This is a genomic window from Sphingorhabdus lutea, assembly GCF_001889025.1.
Classification (GTDB): Bacteria; Pseudomonadota; Alphaproteobacteria; order Sphingomonadales; family Sphingomonadaceae; genus Sphingorhabdus_B; species Sphingorhabdus_B lutea.
The window spans coordinates 1,881,222-1,899,932 of sequence record NZ_CP018154.1 but is presented as its reverse complement, the minus strand read 5'-3'; the positions used below and the strand labels follow the sequence as shown (position 1 = coordinate 1,899,932).

Annotated in this window: 19 protein-coding genes; 14 read left to right on the top strand and 5 right to left on the bottom strand. The window is 46.3% G+C overall.

Annotated elements, in window-relative coordinates:
• Positions 1-16 precede the first annotated feature (16 nt).
• The 6 genes from rpsO to ligA all read left to right on the top strand — a co-directional run bounded on the left by rpsO (position 17) and on the right by ligA (position 8,042).
• On the top strand, positions 17-286 hold the full coding sequence (gene rpsO / locus LPB140_RS09050; protein WP_072559555.1) for a 30S ribosomal protein S15: 270 nt from the start codon (positions 17-19) through the stop codon (positions 284-286).
• Between the two features lie 187 nt (positions 287-473).
• Positions 474-2,807: a polyribonucleotide nucleotidyltransferase gene (gene pnp, locus LPB140_RS09045; protein ID WP_072559554.1), complete on the top strand. Its 2,334-nt coding sequence runs from the start codon at positions 474-476 to the stop codon at positions 2,805-2,807.
• A gap of 224 nt (positions 2,808-3,031) precedes the next feature.
• On the top strand, positions 3,032-3,820 hold the full coding sequence (locus tag LPB140_RS09040) for an outer membrane protein assembly factor BamD (protein ID WP_072559553.1): 789 nt from the start codon (positions 3,032-3,034) through the stop codon (positions 3,818-3,820).
• 99 nt (positions 3,821-3,919) lie between these two features.
• Positions 3,920-5,602, top strand: a complete 1,683-nt coding sequence (gene recN, locus LPB140_RS09035) for a DNA repair protein RecN (RefSeq protein WP_072559552.1) — start codon at positions 3,920-3,922, stop codon at positions 5,600-5,602.
• Positions 5,599-5,994: a putative quinol monooxygenase gene (locus LPB140_RS09030; protein WP_072559551.1), complete on the top strand. Its 396-nt coding sequence runs from the start codon at positions 5,599-5,601 to the stop codon at positions 5,992-5,994. Before recN ends, LPB140_RS09030 begins: the two co-directional genes overlap by 4 nt.
• Positions 5,991-8,042 (top strand): NAD-dependent DNA ligase LigA, encoded by a 2,052-nt coding sequence (ligA, locus tag LPB140_RS09025; protein WP_072559550.1) that lies wholly within the window; start codon positions 5,991-5,993, stop codon positions 8,040-8,042. The genes LPB140_RS09030 and ligA overlap by 4 nt, the downstream gene beginning before the upstream one ends.
• Here ligA and aroB read toward each other — a convergent pair.
• Both aroB and LPB140_RS09015 read right to left on the bottom strand, forming a co-directional pair.
• The gene (gene aroB, locus LPB140_RS09020) at positions 8,039-9,172 is read right to left on the bottom strand and encodes a 3-dehydroquinate synthase (protein ID WP_072559549.1); all 1,134 of its coding nucleotides are present in this window, start codon (positions 9,170-9,172) and stop codon (positions 8,039-8,041) included. The genes ligA and aroB overlap by 4 nt on opposite strands.
• Positions 9,173-9,195: 23 nt before the next feature.
• Positions 9,196-9,774, bottom strand: coding sequence for a shikimate kinase (locus LPB140_RS09015; protein WP_072559548.1), 579 nt, complete (start codon positions 9,772-9,774; stop codon positions 9,196-9,198).
• Between the two features lie 116 nt (positions 9,775-9,890).
• Between LPB140_RS09015 and LPB140_RS12385 the strand changes: the two genes are divergently transcribed.
• The 5 genes from LPB140_RS12385 to LPB140_RS08995 all read left to right on the top strand — a co-directional run bounded on the left by LPB140_RS12385 (position 9,891) and on the right by LPB140_RS08995 (position 15,586).
• Positions 9,891-10,052: a hypothetical protein gene (locus LPB140_RS12385; protein ID WP_156874182.1), complete on the top strand. Its 162-nt coding sequence runs from the start codon at positions 9,891-9,893 to the stop codon at positions 10,050-10,052.
• Complete coding sequence (locus LPB140_RS09010) at positions 10,049-11,947, top strand: hypothetical protein (protein WP_072559547.1); 1,899 nt, start codon at positions 10,049-10,051, stop codon at positions 11,945-11,947. The genes LPB140_RS12385 and LPB140_RS09010 overlap by 4 nt, the downstream gene beginning before the upstream one ends.
• Positions 11,948-11,951: 4 nt before the next feature.
• Positions 11,952-12,881, top strand: coding sequence for a tyrosine recombinase (locus LPB140_RS09005; protein ID WP_072559546.1), 930 nt, complete (start codon positions 11,952-11,954; stop codon positions 12,879-12,881).
• 99 nt (positions 12,882-12,980) lie between these two features.
• Positions 12,981-13,928, top strand: a complete 948-nt coding sequence (locus tag LPB140_RS09000; RefSeq protein WP_072559545.1) for an acetyl-CoA carboxylase carboxyltransferase subunit alpha — start codon at positions 12,981-12,983, stop codon at positions 13,926-13,928.
• A 167-nt stretch (positions 13,929-14,095) separates the two neighbouring features.
• On the top strand, positions 14,096-15,586 hold the full coding sequence (locus LPB140_RS08995) for a M48 family metalloprotease (protein ID WP_083550580.1): 1,491 nt from the start codon (positions 14,096-14,098) through the stop codon (positions 15,584-15,586).
• Between the two features lie 158 nt (positions 15,587-15,744).
• Here LPB140_RS08995 and LPB140_RS08990 read toward each other — a convergent pair whose 3' ends face one another.
• Both LPB140_RS08990 and LPB140_RS08985 read right to left on the bottom strand, forming a co-directional pair.
• Complete coding sequence (locus tag LPB140_RS08990; RefSeq protein WP_072559544.1) at positions 15,745-15,903, bottom strand: Flp family type IVb pilin; 159 nt, start codon at positions 15,901-15,903, stop codon at positions 15,745-15,747.
• Between the two features lie 117 nt (positions 15,904-16,020).
• A complete protein-coding gene (locus LPB140_RS08985) occupies positions 16,021-16,206 on the bottom strand; it encodes a Flp family type IVb pilin (protein WP_072559543.1) in 186 nt (61 codons plus the stop codon).
• A gap of 89 nt (positions 16,207-16,295) precedes the next feature.
• On the opposite strand from LPB140_RS08985, the gene LPB140_RS08980 reads away from it, so the two are divergent.
• Entirely contained in the window at positions 16,296-16,718 is a 423-nt protein-coding gene (locus LPB140_RS08980; RefSeq protein WP_072559542.1) for a (deoxy)nucleoside triphosphate pyrophosphohydrolase, read from the top strand.
• A gap of 2 nt (positions 16,719-16,720) precedes the next feature.
• Here LPB140_RS08980 and LPB140_RS08975 read toward each other — a convergent pair whose 3' ends face one another.
• The gene (locus tag LPB140_RS08975; protein WP_072559541.1) at positions 16,721-17,599 is read right to left on the bottom strand and encodes a hypothetical protein; all 879 of its coding nucleotides are present in this window, start codon (positions 17,597-17,599) and stop codon (positions 16,721-16,723) included.
• Positions 17,600-17,692: 93 nt separating this feature from the next.
• Here LPB140_RS08975 and LPB140_RS08970 point away from each other — a divergent pair, with 93 nt between their 5' ends.
• Entirely contained in the window at positions 17,693-18,409 is a 717-nt protein-coding gene (locus tag LPB140_RS08970) for a ComF family protein (RefSeq protein WP_072559540.1), read from the top strand.
• A 31-nt stretch (positions 18,410-18,440) separates the two neighbouring features.
• A complete protein-coding gene (gene grxC / locus LPB140_RS08965; RefSeq protein WP_072559539.1) occupies positions 18,441-18,710 on the top strand; it encodes a glutaredoxin 3 in 270 nt (89 codons plus the stop codon).
• The last annotated feature ends 1 nt before the right edge of the window (position 18,711 follow it).

Below are 18,711 nucleotides of genomic sequence, written 5' to 3'. Positions count from 1 at the left end.
TTCGAAGGAAAATAGCATGTCAGTTACTGCGACTCGTAAAGCAGAAATTATTAAAGAATTTGCCCGTGAAGAGGGTGATACAGGTTCTCCAGAAGTACAGGTTGCTGTATTAACAGAACGTATCGTTAATTTGACCGAGCATTTCAAATCAAACCATAAAGATAATCATAGCCGCCGTGGTTTGTTGATGATGGTCAACAAACGCCGTTCGCTTCTTGATTATTTAAAAGGTAAGGATGAAGCACGCTATAGCGACTTAATTAAGAAATTGGGTCTGCGTAAATAATTTGGTGACGGCCTCCATTGTGGGGCCGTTTCCTTTTATTTGGCCGAAATAGCCAAATGATGATGATGGTGACGTAATAAGGCGGGCCATCAAGGGATGCAAAATATATCCCGACTGCCGCAGGACGGTAATCCTGTAATTTAGAGGTCCCTGGCGCAATAGGGTGCGGGGGTTTTAAGGAAAATCAATGTTTGATGTAAAAAAAGTAGAGCTGGAGTGGGGCGGAAAGACGCTGACTCTGGAAACTGGACGTATTGCACGTCAAGCCGATGGCGCAGTGCTTGCGACCTATGGCGAAACCGTTATTTTATGTGCTGTTACGGCGGCCAAATCGGTTAAGGAAGGTCAGGATTTCTTTCCATTGACCGTCCATTATCAAGAAAAATTCTCTGCCGCTGGACGTATTCCCGGCGGCTTTTTTAAGCGTGAGCGCGGTGCAACCGAAAAAGAAACACTGACCAGTCGTTTAATCGATCGCCCCATTCGCCCATTATTTCCCGAAGGTTTCTATAATGAAATCAACGTAATTGCTCAAGTTTTAAGCTATGATGGCGAAACCGAAGCCGATATTTTGGCGATGATTGCGGCTTCGGCTGCGCTTACCATTTCCGGTGTTCCCTTCATGGGGCCAATTGGCGGTGCGCGCGTTGGGTATAAGGACGGCGAATATCAATTAAACCCATCCATGGCCGAAGTTGCCGAGGGTGAGCTTGATTTGGTTGTTGCTGCCACCGGTAATGCCGTGATGATGGTTGAATCCGAAGCAAAAGAGCTTTCTGAAGAAGTTATGTTGGGCGGCGTTTTGTTCGCGCATAATGAAATTAAAAAAGTTTGTAATGCAATTATCGACCTTGCCGAACAAGCAGCGAAAGATGCTTGGGAAATCGATTTGACCGACAATACTGCCGACATGAAAGCGGAATTGAAAAAATTGGTCGGCAAAGAAATTGCCGCTGCTTATAAAATTACCGATAAGTCAAAGCGTAGCGATGCGTTGAACGAAGCACGCGCAAAAGCAAAAGAACATTATGCCGATGCAGAGCCGCAAACCCAAATGGTTGCCGGCAAAGTGATGAAGAAATTGGAAGCGGACATTGTTCGCGGTGCGATTTTGAAAGATGGCAGCCGTATTGATGGCCGCACCACCACCCAAATACGTCCCATTGAATCTATTGTTGGTTTCTTGCCGCGTACCCATGGTTCGGCATTGTTCACCCGCGGTGAAACACAGGCAATTTGCACCACTACTTTGGGCACCAAAGACGCGGAACAAATGATCGATGGTCTTGACGGGCTAAGCTATAGCAATTTCATGTTGCATTATAACTTCCCGCCATATTCCGTGGGTGAAGTTGGCCGTTTTGGTGCGCCGGGTCGCCGTGAAATTGGCCATGGTAAATTGGCATGGCGTGCATTGCACCCTGTTTTGCCAACGGTTGAGGATTTCCCTTATACCATCCGTATTCTTTCCGACATTACCGAATCCAATGGTTCGTCATCCATGGCGACCATTTGTGGTGGTTGCTTGTCAATGATGGATGCCGGTGTTCCTATTGAACGCCCCGTTTCCGGCATTGCCATGGGATTGATTTTGGAAGGCGATGAATTTGCCGTATTGTCCGACATTTTGGGTGACGAAGATCATCTTGGCGATATGGATTTCAAAGTGGCTGGTTCTGAAAAAGGCATCACCACCATGCAAATGGATATTAAGATTGCCGGTATTACCGAGGAAATCTTTACCGCTGCATTAAATCAAGCAAAGGAAGGCCGCGCGCATATCCTTGGCGAGATGAATAAGGCTCTTGGTGGTTCACGTGGTGAATTATCTGCCCATGCGCCGCGCATTGAAACATTGCAAATTGATAAGGCGAAAATTCGCGACATCATTGGCACAGGTGGTAAAGTAATCCGTGAAATCGTTGCTGAAACTGGCGCTAAAGTTGACATTGATGATGAAGGTTTAATCAAAATTTCTTCATCTGATATGAAACAAATCGAAGCTGCAAAAGCATGGATTCAAGGCATTGTCGAGGAAGCCGAAGTTGGCAAAATTTATGACGGTAAAGTTGTAAATATCGTTGATTTTGGTGCATTTGTGAACTTTATGGGCGGCAAAGATGGTTTGGTCCATGTGTCCGAAATTCAAAATGACCGTGTTGAAAAAGTTACCGATGTCCTTTCCGAAGGCCAGGAAGTTAAGGTAAAGGTTCTTGAAATTGATCCGCGCGGTAAGGTTCGCCTGTCCATGCGTGTTGTTGATCAGGAAACTGGTGAAGAGTTGGAAGATACTCGCCCCCCACGCGAACCACGCGAGCCACGTGGTGATCGTCGTCCTCCACGCCGTGATGGTGATGGCGGCCGTGGTGGTCGCGGCGGAAATCGCGCTGGTCGTGATGGTGGCCGTGACGGTGGCCGTGACGGAAATCGTGGTGGCGGACGCGGTGAGAAGCGTGAACGTTCAGAAAATTCAGATAATGGCGGCAATGCTGGCCTTCCTGACTTTTTGACCAACGACTAATCATCCATATTGTTGAATAAATTGATAAAGGGGGAGGGGCTTTACGGCCCCTTTTCTTTTATCCAAAAAATTATATTTAGTTCATCTTGGGTAAAGGCGGCACAGCCATAAAGGATGCTTCACCATGATGTGAAATGATACGGCATTATCCCGCATTTATTTTGTATCATTTAACATTGTAAATGGCTTGGCGTTGCCTGTAAAATTGGTTAAGGGATTATAGTATGAACAAGAAAATTTTATATCCGATTGCCCTTGGCCTTTCCGTAACCGCGCTTTCCGGCTGTGCCACTTTGGGCCTTGGCGGCGGCGGTAAAAAAGGCGACACGCGCTATGTCGCCCGTGATGTCAGCACCCTGTATAATGCGGCAAAAGAGCGTTTGGATAATAAGCAATATGAAGTTGCGGCGGCTTTATTTGATGAGGTAGAGCGCCAGCATCCTTATTCCCCATGGGCGCGCCGGGCCATGTTGATGAGCTCATTTAGCAATTATATGGCGGGCAATTTCAACGAATCAATCCAGTCTTCACGCAATTTTTTATCAATCCATCCGGGCAATAAAGACGCGCCCTATGCTTATTATCTTATCTCTTTATGTTATTATGAGCAAATTAGCGATGTGACCCGTGACCAAAAAATTACCGAACAGGCATTGGCCGCATTGGGCGAAGTGCAGCGCCGTTTTCCCACAACACGTTATGCCGCTGATGCTGGATTAAAAATTGATTTGGTGAACGACCATTTGGCGGGCAAGGAAATGGAACTTGGCCGTTTTTATCAACGCCGTGCTTTATGGTTGGCCTCTGCCATGCGTTTCCGCACCGTTATTGATAAATATGATACCACAACCCATACGCCAGAGGCGCTATATCGGTTGACCGAATCATATTTGGCAATGGGCGTCCCGGATGAGGCAAAACGCGCAGCTGCGGTTTTGGGAGCCAATTACCCAGGCAGTAAATGGTATGAACGCGCCTATGGGTTGATGCAAAAACACGCGCCTGGGGCATAAAATATGTAAAAAAATTTTGGCTTTGGGGATATTTTATCTCCAAATATCATGATTTTTGTTCTTTATTTGTACCGGCAATGGGGTTAAGGTTTTGGCCATATGCTAAACAGCCTATCCATACGTAATATAGTTTTGATTGAGGCATTGGACCTTGATTTTCGGGCGGGGCTTAGCGTGCTGACCGGTGAAACGGGCGCGGGTAAATCTATTTTACTCGACTCGCTTGGCCTTGTGCTGGGTATGCGCGCGGATAGCGGCCTGGTCCGTCAGGGGGCGGATAAGGCACAGGTTATTGCCGTTTTTGAACCCGAAATAATGAAATATATTGCACATATTTTGGATGAGCAGGATATGGAGTGGGAAAGCGGCGAGCAGTTGATTATCCGGCGTACATTGCGCGCTGATGGCGGCAGCAAGGCATTTATTAACGACCAAAGCTGTTCGGCAAGTTTACTGCGTGAAATTGGCAATTATCTGGTTGAAATACATGGGCAACATGATGATCGCGGATTATTAAATGCCAAGGGGCATCGCGATTTGTTGGACAATTTTTCCGATGTGAATTTGTCAAAATTGCATGCTTTATTTCGCAAATGGCATGCGGATCAATCCGCGTTAAACGATGCGAAGTCCATGTTAGAAAAAGCAGCAGAGGAGCGCGAATTTTTGGAACATGCCATTTCAGAATTGCAAAATTTCGCGCCCAAAATGGGTGAGGAAGAAGAATTGGCAAATGCGCGCGCCGATATGCAAAAAGGAGAGCGCATTGCCGAAGATTTATCCTCTATCTTGGTGGCGTTTGAGGGGTCGGACTGCGCCATGGCCCAATTGCGCGGCGCGGCACGGCGGTTGGACAGGGTGGCGGAGCAGCATGATTTGCTGGCCTGTGCTTTGGCGGCAATTGACCGTGCTTTGATTGAGGCGGGTGAGGCGGAGGAGCATTTGGCCCGCGCGGCAGAGGCGATGAGTTTTGACCCTGAAATGCTCAATCAATATGAGGAACGTTTATTTGCATTGCGGGCATTGGCCCGAAAATATCAGGTTCAGGGCGATGAACTTGGCCCATATTTACAAGGGCTACAGGCAAAATTATCTTCTTTAGAAGCCGGAGAGGCAGGTTTGGCGCAATATGAACAGGCCGTCATCCAATCGCGCAGCGCATATGAGGCGGAGGCCAAGATAATTAGTGAAAAGCGCCAAAAGGGCGCGGCAAAATTGGATAGGGCGGTTGCGGCGGAGCTTATCCCCTTAAAATTGGATGCGGCGAAATTTCAATGCGCCATATCCACGCAACCAATTGATAAATGGAATGAACAGGGGATGGATTATGTGGAGTTTTTAATTTCCACCAATCCCGGCGCGCCATTTGCGCCGCTTGCCAAAATTGCCTCTGGCGGTGAGTTATCACGTTTTATATTGGCGTTAAAGGTTGCCTTAGCCGAAGAAGGCGGAGCGCAGACCATTATTTTTGATGAAATTGACCGGGGTGTGGGCGGCGCGGTTGCCTCCGCCATTGGGGAAAGATTAGCGCGCTTGGCGAATGGCGCGGCTAAAAAGGATGGCGTGCAATTATTGGCCGTAACGCACAGCCCGCAGGTTGCATCAAAGGGTAATCAACATTTCTTTATCGCCAAATCATCACAGGGCACGGTTACACGAACCAGCGTGAGCCAATTGTCAAGCGATGAACGCAAGGAGGAAATTGCCCGTATGCTGTCGGGGGCAGAGGTAACGGACGAGGCACGCGCACAGGCGCAAAGATTGCTGGAAAGCGCGGCATGAATCGGCGCGACATGATGGCGTTTATTGCCGCCACCATCGCCATGACGGGCACGGGGGCAATTTCCGGCCCTGTCTTTGCATTGAATAGGAGAGACGATATGGAAGAGATATTCCCTGAATATGGCCTAATGGGGCAAATAATTGCAACCCCGGGCAATAGGGCGGCTTTAATCGATATTTTGAAAGAAGGAACAAAGGATATGCCCGGCAATATGGGATATGCCCTTGGTGAGGATTTGGAAAATGAAGATGCCCTATGGGTAATCGAATTTTGGCAGAATAAGGATTATCACGGCGCATCATTAAAATTGCCTTCGGTTCAAGAAGCGATTGCGAAGGGACGTCCCTTAATCGCCAGCTTTGGCCAAAGGACAGAGTTTAAGCCAGTATGATTGATAAAGCCGAAGCTGCCAATAAATTGATGCGCCTTGCGCGGGAAATATCGCGGCATAATAAATTATATCATGGACAGGATAATCCGCAGATTTCGGATGCCGAATATGATGCATTGGTGCGCGAAAATAATGAGCTGGAGGCGCAATTCCCCGATCTTATTCGCGATGATAGCCCCAATAAACAAATAGGCTCGGCGGTGGATAGCAGCCCGCTTTCCAAAATAACCCATGCCAAGCGGATGATGTCGCTCGACAATGCATTTGATGGCGATGATGTGCGCGATTTTGCCGCGCGGGTAAGGCGGTTTTTGAATTTGTCTGATGATGAAAATATTGCATTTACTGCTGAGGATAAGATTGACGGGCTGTCGCTTTCAATACGATATGAGCATGGAAAATTGGTTCAGGCGGCAACGCGCGGCGATGGTCAAGTGGGGGAGGATGTTACCGCGAATGTCGCGAAAATATCCGATATTGCGCAGCAATTAAAAGGTGATAATATCCCCGAAATATTTGAAATTCGTGGTGAAATTTATATGTCAAAGGCTGATTTTGCGGCCTTAAATGAACAGCAAGAGGCCAATGGCGGGAAAATATTTGCCAATCCGCGCAACGCCGCTGCGGGGTCTTTACGGCAAAAAGATGCCGAAATTACCGCGAGCAGAAAATTGAAATTTTGGGCGCATGGTTGGGGAGAGGCCAGCGCGACCCCGGCAAATACACAAAGCGAGATGATTACAGCAATCGCTTCTTGGGGCGTGCCCGTTTCACCATTATTTACCACATGTCAAAATGTGGAGGATTTGCTGTTACATTATATGCAGATTGAACGGCAACGTGCGACATTGCCATATGATATTGACGGGGTGGTGTATAAGGTTGATCGGTTGGATTGGCAGGAAAGACTTGGCTTTGTGACCAAAGCACCGCGATGGGCGATTGCGCATAAATTTCCCGCCGAACGCGCCGAAACCATATTGGAATCGATTGATATTCAGGTGGGGCGAACGGGTAAATTAACCCCCGTTGGCCGGTTAAAGCCCGTCACCGTTGGCGGCGTGGTGGTCAGCAATGTGACCCTGCATAACCGTGATGAAATTGCGCGTTTGGGGGTGCGGCCTGGTGATATTGTGGTAGTGCAACGGGCGGGTGATGTTATCCCGCAAGTGGTGGAAAATTTGACATATAATGTCGAAAAACCGGCCTATTCATTCCCCGAAAACTGCCCCGAATGTGACAGTGATGCCGTGGCAGAGGAGGGCGAGGTTGATGTTCGATGCACGGCGGGGTTAATTTGTCCGGCGCAAAGATTTCAGCGATTGGTCCATTTTGTTTCGCGCGTGGCATTGGATATTGAGGGGCTGGGAGAGCGCAGCATTGCCGAATTTATCGATCTTGGCTGGTTGAAAACACCGGCGGATATTTTTCGGATTCATGCCCAAAGGGATGAATTGTTAAAGCGTGAGGGATGGAAGGAAAAATCGGTCGAAAATCTTTTGGTTTCGATAGAGGCAAAACGTGCGCCCGATCCTGCGCGTTTATTATTTGCATTGGGAGTTCGCCATATTGGCGCGACAACGGCCAAGGATTTGGTGAAATATTTTGGTGGTTTTGATGAGGTTGGACAAGCGGGCAGGCGGCTTTCCCAAAATGATGAGGCGATGCTGCAGGAAATAACCTCCATCGACGGAATTGGCGGCGCGGTTGCCACGGCATTGGGTAATTTTTTTGCAGAGGAACATAATGTCGAAATATGGGAAGATTTATTAAAAGAGCTAAACCCTAAGCCATATATTTCCACCGCACGCGAAACCGAATGGAGCGGAAAAACCATTGTTTTTACCGGTAAATTGGAAAAATTAAGCCGTGATGAGGCAAAGGCAACGGCGGAAAGCATGGGGGCAAAGGCGTCTGGTTCAATTTCATCAAAAACCGATTTATTGGTAGCTGGCCCAGGCGCGGGTTCAAAATTAAAAAAGGCGCAGGATTTAGGCGTTCAAACCATTGATGAGGCGGCGTGGCTGCATATTATTGGCCGTGATTAGGCGGCGTTACCGCGCGCCTTTTCATCATTTAAAAATGCCGCCACATCGGACAGGTCAACATCCTTTGCCAAATAAGTTTCACCAATGCCGCGCATTAACAAAAAGGGCAGATTGCCGCCCGTTAATTTTTTGTCATGCAGCATATGTTCCACCAATTTTTCCCCCGCACAATTTATACCGCATTCGGCCAAATTTGTGGGAAGCCCGGCCCGCTTTATAATTGCGGCAATATTATCGGCAATGCCCGCCTGTATATCGCCGCGCCATTCAGAATATCGGGCGGCAAGCGCCATGCCCGCCGCGACCCCCTCACCATGCAATAAGATTTCACTAAACCCTGTTTCAGCCTCCAATGCATGGCCAAATGTATGACCAAGATTTAATAAAGCGCGCGTTCCCGACAATTCTTTTTCATCCTCAGCAACGATTGCGGCCTTTGATGCAATGGATGTTTTAATAGCGTAGATTCTCGCATCAATATCGCCATCGAAAAATGCGTCAACATTTTCGCTGCACCATTGGAAAAAATCAGCATCATTGATTAAGCCATATTTTAATATTTCTGCAAATCCTGCCGCCACATGTCTTTTGGGCAGGCTGTTTAAAAAATTCGGATCGATTAACACCATGGCGGGTTGATGAAATGCACCGATAAGATTTTTGCCCATGGGGCTGTTTATCGCGGTTTTTCCGCCGACGCTGCTGTCCACTTGGGCCAAAAGGCTGGTGGGGATTTGAATGAAATGACAACCGCGTTTCACAATATGCGCGGCAAATCCGACAATATCGCCCACCACACCGCCGCCAAGCGCGATGACATGGCTGCTTCGTTCCACGCCGTTTAATATCATCCAATTGGTTATTTTTTCCAGCTCAGCCCAATTTTTTGATGGTTCACCTGCGGGCATGATATAGGTGATGATTTCGGCATGTAATGGCAAAAGTGCGCGGGTTAATTCGGGCAGGATTGCCCGTTCAACATTGCTGTCAGTGATGATAAGGATTTTGTCATTTTTCAAAAATGGGGCGATATAATCGGCGCATTTTGACAGCAAATTTTGTTCAATATGCACATGATAATCATGTCCTGAAATATCAACATATATATCTGCTTTTTGTCCATTATTCATGAAATTCAAACCTGTTCTTTATTTTATATTTCAATTTTATCGGCCAATAATGTTGCGAAAATCTCGCTTACCGTGCGTTCATGCGGGGCATTATTGCTCATCACCATATAATCTGCCTTGGCATAAAATGGGTCGCGTTTTTCGGCTAAATCGCGCAAAACGGTTTCAGGATCCTTGCCATGTAATAAGGGACGATGGTTGCGGCGCGACACCCGATCAACCAAAATATTGATATCGGCATTTAACCATATGGAAAGCGAACTATCCAAAATGGATTGGCGGGTAATATCATTTATGAACGCACCGCCGCCCGTTGCAATAACCGCTGGCCCTTCGGCGATTAACCTTTGAATGACGCGGGTTTCGCCTTCACGAAAATATGATTCTCCAAAATTTTCAAAAATTTCGGAAATATGCATCCCTGCGGCCTCCTCTATCGCTTCATCGGCATCAACAAAGGGAAGGGATAGTTTCTTTGCCAAACGGCGGCCAACCGTCGATTTGCCAACCCCCATCATGCCGACAAGCACCAAGGAACGGCCATTTAGCAGTTTTTTTACATGATTTATTGCACGATGGCTGATTTCATTGGTTTGAGGCATTGCAGAATAGCCTATATATCGGCTAACCCCCCTAGTGAAGATAAATGATAATTTTTTTAAGCTATTTTTGAAAATATTGTTAAAAGAGCATAATTAAAAAGAATAAGGATGAATGCGTGCAACGTCGTAAGAAAAACTCAGGCCTGGCCCCAATCATTATTTTTATCGCGGTTGTCGCGGCTATTTTAGGCGGTTTATATTGGATGGGTGGGGAAAAACCCGTTGCAGAGCAAAATATTCCAGTTGAATTAAATAATGATATGGGAAGCAGTAAATGAAGGTTGGTCGGCCACATGTCATTATTTTAGGGGCTTCTGTCCTTGCTCTTGCCGCGGCGATACCCGCAATTGGACAGGAACGGCCCGAATCTATTTTACCCCCCGGATTGGGTAAGCGCGCGCCCGCGCCCACAAACACGCCGCCTTCTGCGCCGAAATCAAATCCTACGCCAAATCAAAATGCGCCCTCTGCGCCAAAGGCTGCGCCATCAAATTCGCCGCCGGTAAACGCTGCGCCATCGAATAATATTCCTTCTAATAATATTCCTTCTAATAATTCCGCAGCGCAGGCAAATGCGGCGGCATCATCTGATTTGCCCGATAATGAAAAGGCAGAGGAAGAAGAAGGCGATGCTTTAGAAGAAGCGCCCCTTACCTTTGACGCGCCGCCCTCTGCGCGCCGTTCGCTGGCCGCCATTGGATTTTTTACTGAAGAAAAAGGCGGTTTTCCCCGCGGTGCATATGGCGCATTGACCGGAAAATCACTGCAAAATATCATCAATAAAATAAATGGCCCGCTGGTTTCTCGCTGGGGTACCATCATGACCCGGCGCCTATTGGTCAGCAGGACCGCAACACCATCGGACATAAATGGCGCAGATTTGGCGGGTGATCGTGCGTGGTTGCTGCTTCGCATGGGGGAGGCGGATTTGGCCCGCAGGTTAATTCAGCAGGTCGATTCCACTGATGCTACGAAAAGATTATATCAAGTCGCCATGCCCATTTATTTGGCCAATGGAGATATTGCAGGCAGTTGCTCACTTGTCGATAGCGCATATAAGCAAGTGGACGCGCCAACATGGAAAATGGCTCGCCCCATTTGTGCCTCGCTTGCCGGGGAGCAAGGACGCGCCAAAATTTTAATGAACCAAGCAAGGTCACAAAGATGGGCGCGCGGCGTTGATTATTTGCTCGCCGAAAGGCTGGTTGGCCTTGGCAAAGGGGGCGGCGGCGCGGTTAAAATTGAATGGGCAAAGGTTGATGCATTAAATGCGTGGCGTTTTGGCACGGCGATATCGGTGGGTATTTATCCGCCGGATAATTTGATGCAAAAAATGGGTCGTCATACAGCGGGCTGGGAATTATTAGCACCCATGATACCTATTGATAAACGTGTTGAAAAATCGGCCAGCGCGGCGGCACTGGGCACTATTTCCAATCATGCAATGGTAGATTTATACAGCTCTATCCTTACTTCTGATGGGGAGGCAAGCGAGGCCAGCAAGGCATTGGCCGATCGATTGGAAACGGCCTATGTCGCCAATAATATGTCCACCCGATTGGGCGCGATGAACGAGTTTTGGAAATCGGCAAAAAATGAAAATGACCGATATGGCATGATGGTTTTAACCGCCAGAGCAGCTGCTTTGGTGCCGGTTTCATCATCCTATAGCGGGGATGCCGACAATTTAATTGCATCCATGTTGACCGCCGGGTTGGATAAACAGGCCGCGCGTTGGGCATCTTTGGTCGATGTAGGCAGCCTTGGCTGGGGATTGATTCAGCTTTCTTCCCCCCAATCATTGGGAGAGGTTAGCGAGTCAAATGTGGATGATTTTTTAAGCGATGATGACAGCGAAAAATCCTTAAAAACCGCCTTTTTAACCGCAGGATTGGCGGGGCTTGGTCGGATGAACATGGCAGATGCAAAGGCGATGGAGGGCGCGGTTGAGCTGCCGATATTTAAACAAAATAAATGGACACAGGCAATTGATGCTGCGGCAAAGCGCGGCGAGGCAGGCAGTGTGGCGATTATCGCGGCGGCGGGGCTTCAGGGGCGCAGTTGGAAACAAATCCCCCCTTTTCAGCTTTATTATATTGTGCGCGCATTAACACAGGTGGGCCGAGAGGCGGAGGCACGAATGATCGCCGCTGAGGCAGTTACCCGCGCATAATATCATGCCCAAAACATCCGCCGAGACGATATCTTTTTGGGAACAATCCAGTTCCCAAAACCAATTATTGATTCAAAATTATATTGAAATGATGAGCGCGGAGCGCGGTGTTTCGAAAAATAGCATATTGGCATATCGCCGCGATTTGGCCGAGTTAGGTGTGATATTTAACATATATTTGGCCGATATTAAAAAACATCATTTGGCACAATTGGCAGAGCATTGGGCCGCATTATCCGCATCTTCCATGGCGCGGAAATGTTCGACTTATCGCGGGTTTTTCGCCTTTTTACAGGATGAGGGGATTTGCGATGACGATCCCAGCTCCGCCCTGCCAAAACCAAAAATGACGCGGCCATTACCCAAAATATTGGAGCATGAACAATTAAATATATTGTTCGATTATATGGAAAAAATTGTGCAGGATGAAAATGCTAAACCGCATGATTATCGCCTGCTTGCCATCGTTGAATTATTATATGGTTCTGGCCTGCGGGTCAGCGAGTTAATTGCGATTAGGGCCGATGGATTTCGTCAAGAACAACCCTTTATCATCATAAGGGGCAAGGGTGATAAGGAGAGATTAGTTCCTATTTCAGACCGTGCAAATTTGGCGATTGCAAAATGGCGTTATTTTTTGCCGCCCGATAGCATTTATTTATTCCCCTCACGCGGCAGTCATATCAGCCGCATTCGTATTTTCCAAATGTTGAAAACATTGGCCAAAAATGTGGGTATTGCGCCCCAATTGATAAGCCCGCACATATTGCGCCATGCCTTTGCCACGCATTTATTATCCGGCGGGGCAAATTTGCGTGCGTTACAGCTTATGCTTGGCCATGCGGATATATCGACAACCGAAATATACACCCATGTTGATAATGAAAAATTGGTCGAATTGGTGAATTTACGCCATCCATTAACAAAGATTTAGCCAGATGATGATGTTCCAAATTTATGGATCCAGATAAATTCTATATTGTCCATGTGCAGAATCGTTGACCCACGGCGATAGAGAGACTAAGTCAAAAAAATGACAATTTATCTTGATTTTGAAAAGCAAATAGCCGCGATAGAAGGCCGTATAGCAGAGTTGCAGGACACCGCAGAACAAAGCGATGTGGACATGAGCGCGGAAATCGCAAGGTTAAGAGCAAAGGCAGATAAAAGTTTGGCCGAAACCTACGCCAAATTGACGCCTTGGCAAAAAACGCAGGTGGCGCGTCATGCCGAACGGCCACATTTTAAGCATTTAATTTTATCCCTTTTCGAAGATTTTATGCCATTGGCGGGGGACAGAGCATTTGGCGATGATCAGGCGATTATTGGTGGATTTGCCAAATTTGGTGAACGGCGCGTCATGGTTATTGGCCATGAAAAGGGCGATGATACAGAAAGCAGGCTGCGCCATAATTTTGGCATGGGCAAACCTGAAGGATATCGCAAGGCCATAAGATTGATGGATTTGGCCGATAAATTTGGCCTTCCCATTATTTCTTTGGTAGATACATCGGGCGCATTTCCCGGGGTTCAGGCAGAGGAGCGGGGGCAGGCAGAGGCAATTGCGCGTTCAACGCAAAAATGCCTGTCGCTTGGTGTGCCAATGGTTTCCATTATTGTGGGTGAAGGTGGTTCGGGCGGTGCGGTTGCCCTTGCCGCGGCGGACCGTGTGTTAATGTTGGAGCATGCGGTTTATTCGGTTATTTCGCCAGAAGGCTGCGCATCTATTTTATGGCGCACAGCCGATAAGGCCGCCGATGCAGCGCAAGCAATGAAGGTGACGTCGGCGGATTTAAAGCAATTGGGCGTCATTGATGATATTATCCAAGAACCGGTGGGCGGGGCGCATCGTGATCATGATATGGCATCAAATTATATTCGCGTTGCGATAAATAAACATTTGACCGATTTGGAGAAATTAGGGCCAAAGCGTTTGTTACAGGTGCGCCGTGAAAAATATTTGGCTTTAGGAAATTTATAAAGTGCTTTTTGGCACTTAAATAAAATAAACTTATATCATCTTGGCCAAGGAATGCTTGGCCGAAATATTATTTTACATGATTTTTCTTCGCTATATTTGCCTTTTGCCGATGCAAATTGCATAATATGGTTAAACAATATGTTTTTGTTAAAGATGAGGAATATTTCATGTCAAAAAAAGTCGCATTATTATTATTGGGTTCGGCTACATTTTTGGGCTCTTGCACCACAATGTCACAGCCCGTTGAGGCGAAAAGTAGCAAAAACAAAACCGTGCAATTGATTACCGATAAGGAAAAGGCACAGGGCGCAGAATATCATCCACAAATTTTAAATGAATTTGGCGGCGCGTGGGAAAGTCCGCAAACAAAATATGTCGTTGATACGGGGCAAAAAATTGCATTCCAATCGGGGCTGGCAAATTCGGAAAATGATTTTACCGTCACTTTTTTAAATTCTCCGGTCAATAATGCCTTCGCGATTCCCGGCGGATATATTTATATCACCCGTCAATTGGTCGCGCTTTGCAATAGCGAGGCCGAAATGGCCGGTGTTTTGGGGCATGAGGTTGGCCATGTAGCGGCGCGGCACAGCAAAAAACGCCAAAGTGCGGCGACTCGCAATGCAATTTTGGGCGTCCTTGGCCAAGTAGCGGGCGGATTATTGGGAAATAGCGGCGGTTTACTGGGTGCATTTGGTGGCTTGGCACGCGAATATTCCGGCGCATTGGCGCAGGTTCTCACATTAAAATATTCACGTAAACAAGAAGAAGAAGCCGATGATTTGGGCATAGAATATTTAAGCAAAGCCGGATATGATCCCATGGCATTGTCCGATATGTTGTCATCTTTGGCCCTTCAAACAAGTTTGGACGCGCGTATTGCGGGTAAAAGCAGCAATCAAGTTCCCGAATGGGCATCGACTCACCCTGACCCCGCCAAAAGAGTGGTGCGCGCCGCGAAAAATGGCGGTAAATATGGTGCATCAACCTATCGTAATGCCGATGGTCATTTAAGGGCGATTGACGGCATGCTTTATGGTGATGACCCAAAGCAAGGGATTGTTGAGGGACAAAAATTCATGCACCCTGAATTGCGTTTTCAATTTACGGCGCCGACCGGATATGGAATTGAAAATACCAATAATGCGGTGTTCATCAATGGCAGCTCTGCCCGGGCAATGTTCACGACACAGGCGTATAGCGGCAATAAAGCAAGCTATATTCAGGCGGCATTTAAGGCAGTTTCGGGCGATCAGACCATAAATTATGGTCAGGTTGCTGAATTTAGCAGAAATGGATTTAATGTTTTTTCTGCATCCGGTGTGGCCAGCACCAATAGCGGCCAAGTCAATGTGACGGTGACAGCATATGAATTTTCAAATAATCAGGCTTTTCACTTTGTCACGCTGACCCCGGTCAATAGCGACCCATTTGTCAGCATGATTAACAGCTTTGAAAAAATGACCTTGGCGCAGGCCAATGCAGTGAAACCGCGCAAAATTGACATTTATACTGTCAAACGCGGGGATAGCATGGCAAGTGTTGCAACAAAAATGGCCTATGAAAACAACCAATATGAGCGTTTTTTGGTTCTGAACGGTTTAAATTCGAACAGCCAATTGCAAACAGGGCAAAAGGTTAAAATTGTTACTTTTTAACTTTATATATTTTTAAAAATAAGATGGCGCTATTTAACTATAGCGTCATTTTTTTGATTATCCCATGCATAAGAAAAAGGCGGCAATCATATGATTACCACCCTTTATCTTGTCAGTTCGGAGATGTCCGAACAATCGGCTATAAAGCCAACGCTTTATTAAAGAGCGTTGCTTACGGTGCCGAATGTGTTGTTCAGGTTGTCACCCAAAGATTGCATTGCAGTAATTGCAGCAACAGCGATAAGAGCAGCGATCAAGCCATATTCAATTGCAGTCGCGCCTTCTTCGTTTTTGAAGATTTTTTTAAACATTTTCATTTTAGGTCTCCGTATTTAGATTCAAAATTAACACCCGGCTTTAAACAATTCAAAACGCGAACTTTTTTAAAACCAACAACTCAACTTACTCTTTATTTCCTAAGAAAAGATTAACACCTATTTCACTTCATTGGTTGAAGATAAGATTTTGTTTGAAACCCGATCCCACATACCGCCAGTTTTAGAGCCAACCGATGACATTGCAGTCAAAATTGCAATAACCACCAAAGATAAAATTAAGCCATATTCCACAGCTGTTGCTCCCGCCTCATCATTCAGCAAATTTTTAAAAAACTTGTACATTTAATTTATGTCCCGAATGATTAATTTGGTTGCGAACAAGCTCTTTTTCACACAAAAAAGTTAACAAATACTTTCGAAGAAGTGAGTAAATGGAAAAAAATCCGACAAGTTTATGGGTGGTCGCCGCCGTGATGCGCGATGACAAGGGAAGGGTGTTTTTGCAAAAAAGACCTGAAAACAAAAATTTAGCAGGCCTTTGGGAGTTTCCAGGGGGCAAAATTGATGCCGGGGAAACACCCGAAATAGCATTGGCGCGGGAGCTTTATGAAGAGTTAAGCATCCATGTAAGGGTTGAAGATATTGCGCCCATTACCTTTGCAAGTGAAATTTTACCGGTAAAAATTGCAGGTAAAGCAAAGCATCTCATTTTATTATTATTTGATGTTCATAAATGGAATGGCGAGGTAATTGCGACCGAAAGCTTGGAAACCGGATGGTTTTTCCCGCATGAAATGGATGAATTAAAAATGCCTCCTGCAGATATTCCTCTGGTAAAATTTCTGCAAAAATAGGGTTATTTTTTATTTAAGGCATCATGAAGGGATATTTTGCCGCTGCCCCTTGCCGCAGGTTTTGGCTGACTGTCATCTGGCGCCCAACCGGAAAGATGGATGAAGGCGAAATTTTCGCTTACCCTGCCATCCTTGACCGCCAATGAATTCCACAAGGATAATATATTGGCATATTCACTGCGTGTAATGGGATATATGGGTTGATGAAGGCTATTGCCCAGGCCATGGGCGCGAATATCGCGGATTAAGGTTTTGAATTTTGAATAGCGTATCTGGACTATATCGCTATCCGCCACGGGCAGGGCAAAGCCGGTCCGCGTTAATAAATCGGCAGCGGAGCGAAGCTCAATTTGCGGGTGACAGCGCATAACAGATTGCCGATCATTGCTGTTTAACAATATTTGTTTGAGTGTATGCAGGCTGCCTGAACCAAATAGGCTGCATAATAATAAACCATCTGCTTTTAATAAATGTCGCAATTGGATTAAATGCCCGGGCAGGTCATCCACACTATCGGCAAAGCCGGCGGTGACGATTAAATCATAATTTCTATCTGGCCAATTGATGACATCATCACCAATTATTTTTATATCATAAAATTGCGCGTCATATATATTTGTCGCGGCCAGGTGAATTTCGCGGATATAGGCACAGGGCGGCAATTTATTCTGCCGTGATATTAAATGCGCTGCCGGTCCAATCAGCAGGATTTTAGCCAATTTGCGATCAACCATCATAATACGATCAGCAATTTCATCGGCCAGATATTGCCATAAAAATGGAATCTCGCCCGTTAATTTCTCCATCATCGCGGCGCGTTCACATTTTGCCTGACGGCGTTTTATATGAAATATTTTTTGTTGTGTGGCGGCATTATTCATAATCCCTCAATGCCCTTTTTAATTGAATAGGACAAGTTTTACGCTTGTCATTTTAATTTATAAAAGCATAAATATTCAAAATTAAGGGGCGGCATGATGATAAATAAAATTATCGATACGATATTGCCGTCACGTTGTTTTTCATGCGGCATTATTGTTTCAGATCCTTTTGCACTTTGCACCTCATGTTGGCAGGATGTTAAATTCCTAACCCCGCCCTATTGCGATATATGCGCCATGCCATTGCCATTTCCCAGTGAGGAAGCGCAAAAATGCGGCAAATGTTTAACCGACCCGCCTATTTTTGAAAGGATAAGGGCGGCGGTGCAATATAATGATATGACGGGAAAAATGGTCATGCGCCTTAAATATGCGGGGCAAATTGGCATGGCGGTGTTGATGGCGCGGCAATTGGCCAAATATGCCGAGCAAGAGGGTGAGGAAGCATTATTGGTGCCTGTGCCGCTGCATTGGACGCGGATGTTGCGCCGGACATATAATCAATCTGCTTTAATTGCGCAGCATTTATCGACGATTACTGGGCAAAAATATGATCCATTTATCTTAAAAAGGCGGGTGGCAACAAAATCATTAAAAGGCATGAGCGGTAAACAGCGTGGTGAAATGGTGGGCAGGGCATTTGAAATAAATAAGGCACATCGAGCAAAATTGGCTGGCGCAACCATAATCTTAATTGACGATGTTTTGACATCTGGCGCAACCAGCCGCGCCTGCGCCAAAACATTGTTAAAGGCAGGGGCGAAAAATATTATATTATTAAGTTGGGCCAGAGTGATGAGCGCCGCTTGACATTGATGGCGCAGATATCCACATAAACAATATGGAAAAAGAAATTAAAGTCGAAATTTATACCAAGGGCTTTTGCCCATATTGTGCCCGCGCCAAATCTTTATTGGACGGTAAAAATATTAAATATACCGAATATGAAATCAGCATGGACGCGGACAAAAAAAATGAAATGATTACCCGTTCCAATGGTGGGCGCACCGTTCCGCAAATTTTCATCAATGATACGCCCTATGGTGGTTTTGACGATGTCAATTTATTGGATCGTCAGGGTAAATTGGACGCCATTTTAGGCATTGGTTGAT